At 53.3% G+C, this 5,301-nt stretch carries 2 tRNA genes and 2 rRNA genes; all 4 read right to left on the minus strand.

Annotated features, from left to right (window positions below):
- Positions 1-96: 96 nt before the first annotated feature.
- The 4 genes from FHY09_RS16320 to FHY09_RS16335 all read right to left on the minus strand — a co-directional run bounded on the left by FHY09_RS16320 (position 97) and on the right by FHY09_RS16335 (position 5,027).
- Positions 97-2,977 (minus strand): 23S ribosomal RNA (locus tag FHY09_RS16320).
- Positions 2,978-3,206: 229 nt separating this feature from the next.
- Positions 3,207-3,283 (minus strand) — tRNA-Ile (locus FHY09_RS16325).
- Between the two features lie 30 nt (positions 3,284-3,313).
- Positions 3,314-3,389: transfer RNA gene (locus FHY09_RS16330), tRNA-Ala, on the minus strand.
- Between the two features lie 93 nt (positions 3,390-3,482).
- Positions 3,483-5,027 (minus strand): 16S ribosomal RNA (locus FHY09_RS16335).
- Together the 16S and 23S rRNA genes with 2 tRNA genes alongside form the textbook arrangement of a ribosomal RNA operon.
- Between the last annotated feature and the right edge of the window lie 274 nt (positions 5,028-5,301).

The following is a 5,301-nucleotide window of genomic DNA, read 5'->3' on the forward strand; positions in this document are numbered from 1 at the left end:
TGGGGCAGCCGCACCGTCTCGCGTTTGGTCTTGTGACGTAGCTTGCGTTTGCATATCGATCGACATGTCATGTCGGCCAAGGCAACTTGAGGTTATATGGTCAAGCCGCTCGGATCATTAGTATCAGTTAGCTCAATACATTGCTGTACTTACACACCTGACCTATCAACCACATAGTCTATATGGTTCCTTCAGGGGGCTTGTGCCCCGGGAGATCTCATCTTGAGGCGCGCTTCCCGCTTAGATGCTTTCAGCGGTTATCGCTTCCGAACATAGCTACCCGGCAATGCCACTGGCGTGACAACCGGAACACCAGAGGTTCGTCCACTCCGGTCCTCTCGTACTAGGAGCAGCCCCTCTCAAATCTCCAACGCCCATGGCAGATAGGGACCGAACTGTCTCACGACGTTCTGAACCCAGCTCGCGTACCACTTTAAATGGCGAACAGCCATACCCTTGGGACCGACTACAGCCCCAGGATGTGATGAGCCGACATCGAGGTGCCAAACACCGCCGTCGATATGAACTCTTGGGCGGTATCAGCCTGTTATCCCCGGAGTACCTTTTATCCGTTGAGCGATGGCCCTTCCATACAGAACCACCGGATCACTAAGTCCTAGTTTCCTACCTGCTTGATCCGTCGATCTTGCAGTCAAGCACGCTTATGCCTTTGCACACAGTGCGCGATGTCCGACCGCGCTGAGCGTACCTTCGAGCTCCTCCGTTACTCTTTAGGAGGAGACCGCCCCAGTCAAACTACCCACCATACACGGTCCCCGATCCAGATTATGGACCTAGGTTAGAACGTCAAGCACGACAGGGTGGTATTTCAAGGTTGGCTCCGCCACAGCTAGCGCCATGGTTTCATAGCCTCCCACCTATCCTACACAGACGAACTCAACGTTCAGTGTAAAGCTATAGTAAAGGTTCACGGGGTCTTTCCGTCTTGCCACGGGAACGCTGCATCTTCACAGCGATTTCAATTTCACTGAGTCTCGGGTGGAGACAGCGCCGCTGTCGTTACGCCATTCGTGCAGGTCGGAACTTACCCGACAAGGAATTTCGCTACCTTAGGACCGTTATAGTTACGGCCGCCGTTTACTGGGGCTTCGATCAAGAGCTTCGCCTTGCGGCTGACCCCATCAATTAACCTTCCAGCACCGGGCAGGCGTCACACCCTATACGTCCACTTTCGTGTTTGCAGAGTGCTGTGTTTTTGATAAACAGTCGCAGCGGCCTGGTTACTGCGACCCTCTTCAGCTATAGCTCGCATGAGCCACCAAAAAGGGTGCACCTTCTCCCGAAGTTACGGTGCCATGTTGCCTAGTTCCTTCACCCGAGTTCTCTCAAGCGCCTGAGAATTCTCATCCTACCCACCTGTGTCGGTTTACGGTACGGTCTGCGTAAGCTGAAGCTTAGGAGCTTTTCCTGGAAGCGTGGTATCAGCGACTTCGTCTTAAAGACTCGTCTCGGTGCTCGGTCTTAGAGGATCCCGGATTTGCCAAAGATCCAAACCTACCGCCTTTCCCCAGGACAACCAACGCCTGGTACGCCTAACCTTCTCCGTCCCTCCATCGCACTTACGCGAGGTGCAGGAATATTAACCTGCTTCCCATCGACTACGACTTTCGTCCTCGCCTTAGGGGCCGACTCACCCTGCGCCGATTAACGTTGCGCAAGGAAACCTTGGGCTTTCGGCGTGCGGGTTTTTCACCCGCATTATCGTTACTCATGTCAGCATTCGCACTTCCGATACCTCCAGCAGACTTCTCAATCCACCTTCAACGGCTTACGGAACGCTCCTCTACCGCGTACATATAAATATGCACACCCCAAGCTTCGGTTCACTGCTTAGCCCCGTTAAATCTTCCCCGCAGACCGACTCGACCAGTGAGCTATTACGCTTTCTTTAAAGGGTGGCTGCTTCTAAGCCAACCTCCTGGCTGTCTGTGCCTTTCCACATGGTTTTCCACTTAGCAGTGAATTTGGGACCTTAGCTGTGGGTCTGGGTTGTTTCCCTTTTCACGACGGACGTTAGCACCCGCCGTGTGTCTCCCATACAGTCCGTCTCGGTATTCGGAGTTTGCAATGGTTTGGTAAGTCGCGATGACCCCCTAGCCATAACAGTGCTCTACCCCCGAGAGGATACATATGAGGCGCTACCTAAATAGCTTTCGAGGAGAACCAGCTATCTCCGGGTTCGATTAGCTTTTCACTCCTAATCACAGCTCATCCCCGTCTTTTGCAACAGACGTGGGTTCGGGCCTCCAGTACCTGTTACGGCACCTTCACCCTGGCCATGACTAGATCACCCGGTTTCGGGTCTACTGCCCGCGACTATGCGCCCTTATCAGACTCGGTTTCCCTTCGCCTCCCCTATACGGTTAAGCTTGCCACGAACAGTAAGTCGCTGACCCATTATACAAAAGGTACGCAGTCACCCCTTGCGAGGCTCCTACTGCTTGTACGCACACGGTTTCAGGATCTATTTCACTCCCCTCTCCGGGGTTCTTTTCGCCTTTCCCTCACGGTACTGGTTCACTATCGGTCGGTCAGTAGTATTTAGCCTTGGAGGATGGTCCCCCCATGTTCAGACAGGGTTTCACGTGCCCCGCCCTACTCGTCTTCACTGAAATGGCCCTTTCAGATACAGGGCTATCACCTTCTATGGCCGCTCTTTCCAGAGCGTTTTCCTAGAACCAAATCAGCTTAAGGGCTAGTCCGCGTTCGCTCGTCGCTACTTACGGAATCTCGGTTGATTTCTTTTCCTCTGGTTACTTAGATATTTCAGTTTACCAGGTTCGCTTCCAGCAGCTATGTATTCACTGCAGGATACCCGCAAGCGGGTGGGTTTCCCCATTCGGACATTACCGGATCAAAGCTTGTTGCCAGCTCCCCGATACTTTTCGCAGGCTGCCACGTCCTTCATCGCCTCTGACCGCCAAGGCATCCACCGTGTGCGCTTATTCGCTTGACCATATAACCTCAAGTTGCCTTGCGGTTACATCATTGACCTGGGGGTACAAAGCCCAGATACGAATATAACGACTCAATTAATAAGAAGACATTTAAGTCTTCCGCCTTAGCCTCACGACACGTCGAGATGGATATCTCAAACGCTCGCTACGTCACAAGTTTTAAAAGAACATGTACCGGCCACAGTGCCGATCCATATAAATTAGTAAGTATGCATATCACTCAGAGAATGGTGGGTCTGGGTAGACTCGAACTACCGACCTCACCCTTATCAGGGGTGCGCTCTAACCACCTGAGCTACAGACCCGGAAAGATTTTCCGGTACACAGCTCGAACGTGGTGGAGCCTGTCGGGATCGAACCGACGACCCCCTGCTTGCAAAGCAGGTGCTCTCCCAGCTGAGCTAAGGCCCCAAAAGGGACTTCCAAGCCGACATTCCGGCTTGATTCTCTGAATGCAGGTACTTTGTGAAGACGCCCGACAGGATGGTGCTGTCTTTTTGCTCAAAAGGAGGTGATCCAGCCGCACCTTCCGATACGGCTACCTTGTTACGACTTCACCCCAGTCATCGGCCACACCGTGGCAAGCGCCCTCCCGAAGGTTAAGCTACCTGCTTCTGGTGCAACAAACTCCCATGGTGTGACGGGCGGTGTGTACAAGGCCCGGGAACGTATTCACCGCAGCAATGCTGATCTGCGATTACTAGCGATTCCGACTTCATGGAGTCGAGTTGCAGACTCCAATCCGGACTGAGATAGGGTTTCTGGGATTGGCTTACCGTCGCCGGCTTGCAGCCCTCTGTCCCTACCATTGTAGTACGTGTGTAGCCCTGGCCGTAAGGGCCATGATGACTTGACGTCATCCCCACCTTCCTCCGGTTTGTCACCGGCGGTCTCCTTAGAGTTCCCACCATTACGTGCTGGCAACTAAGGACAAGGGTTGCGCTCGTTGCGGGACTTAACCCAACATCTCACGACACGAGCTGACGACAGCCATGCAGCACCTGTGTTCGAGTTCCCGAAGGCACCAATCCATCTCTGGAAAGTTCTCGACATGTCAAGGCCAGGTAAGGTTCTTCGCGTTGCATCGAATTAAACCACATACTCCACCGCTTGTGCGGGCCCCCGTCAATTCCTTTGAGTTTCAGTCTTGCGACCGTACTCCCCAGGCGGCGAACTTAACGCGTTAGCTTCGATACTGCGTGCCAAAGTGCACCCAACATCCAGTTCGCATCGTTTAGGGCGTGGACTACCAGGGTATCTAATCCTGTTTGCTCCCCACGCTTTCGTGCCTCAGTGTCAGTGTTGGTCCAGGTAGCTGCCTTCGCCATGGATGTTCCTCCCGATCTCTACGCATTTCACTGCTACACCGGGAATTCCGCTACCCTCTACCACACTCTAGTCATCCAGTTTCCACTGCAGTTCCCAGGTTGAGCCCAGGGCTTTCACAACAGACTTAAACAACCACCTACGCACGCTTTACGCCCAGTAATTCCGAGTAACGCTTGCACCCTTCGTATTACCGCGGCTGCTGGCACGAAGTTAGCCGGTGCTTATTCTTTGGGTACCGTCAGAACAGCGGGGTATTAACCTGCTGCTTTTCTTTCCCAACAAAAGGGCTTTACAACCCGAAGGCCTTCTTCACCCACGCGGTATGGCTGGATCAGGCTTGCGCCCATTGTCCAATATTCCCCACTGCTGCCTCCCGTAGGAGTCTGGACCGTGTCTCAGTTCCAGTGTGGCTGATCATCCTCTCAGACCAGCTACGGATCGTCGCCTTGGTGGGCCTTTACCCCGCCAACTAGCTAATCCGACATCGGCTCATTCAATCGCGCAAGGCCCGAAGGTCCCCTGCTTTCACCCGAAGGTCGTATGCGGTATTAGCGTAAGTTTCCCTACGTTATCCCCCACGAAAAAGTAGATTCCGATGTATTCCTCACCCGTCCGCCACTCGCCACCCAAGGAGCAAGCTCCTCTGTGCTGCCGTTCGACTTGCATGTGTTAGGCCTACCGCCAGCGTTCACTCTGAGCCAGGATCAAACTCTTCACTTAAAACTACATGCCCGAAGGCAAATACTTAAAGCTGCAGATGAATGATTCCGGCAACTCATTACGTGTTTAAACGTGACTTATTGCTTGATCAAACGTCTGCAAGATGGACAAGTCATCCTTCCTGCAGGGCGTCTTCACAATATACCTGCGCATACTTTCAAAGATCAGGGGAAGTGGCCTCAGCGCCGTTCCCGTGTGCTGCGAAGTTTCCTTCGTAGCGAGCCGCCCATTATAGCCGGCTTTTCCGCTTCGTCAACACCTTTTTTCAAGGCCG

It is taken from the genome of Xanthomonas sp. 60 (assembly GCF_011761925.1).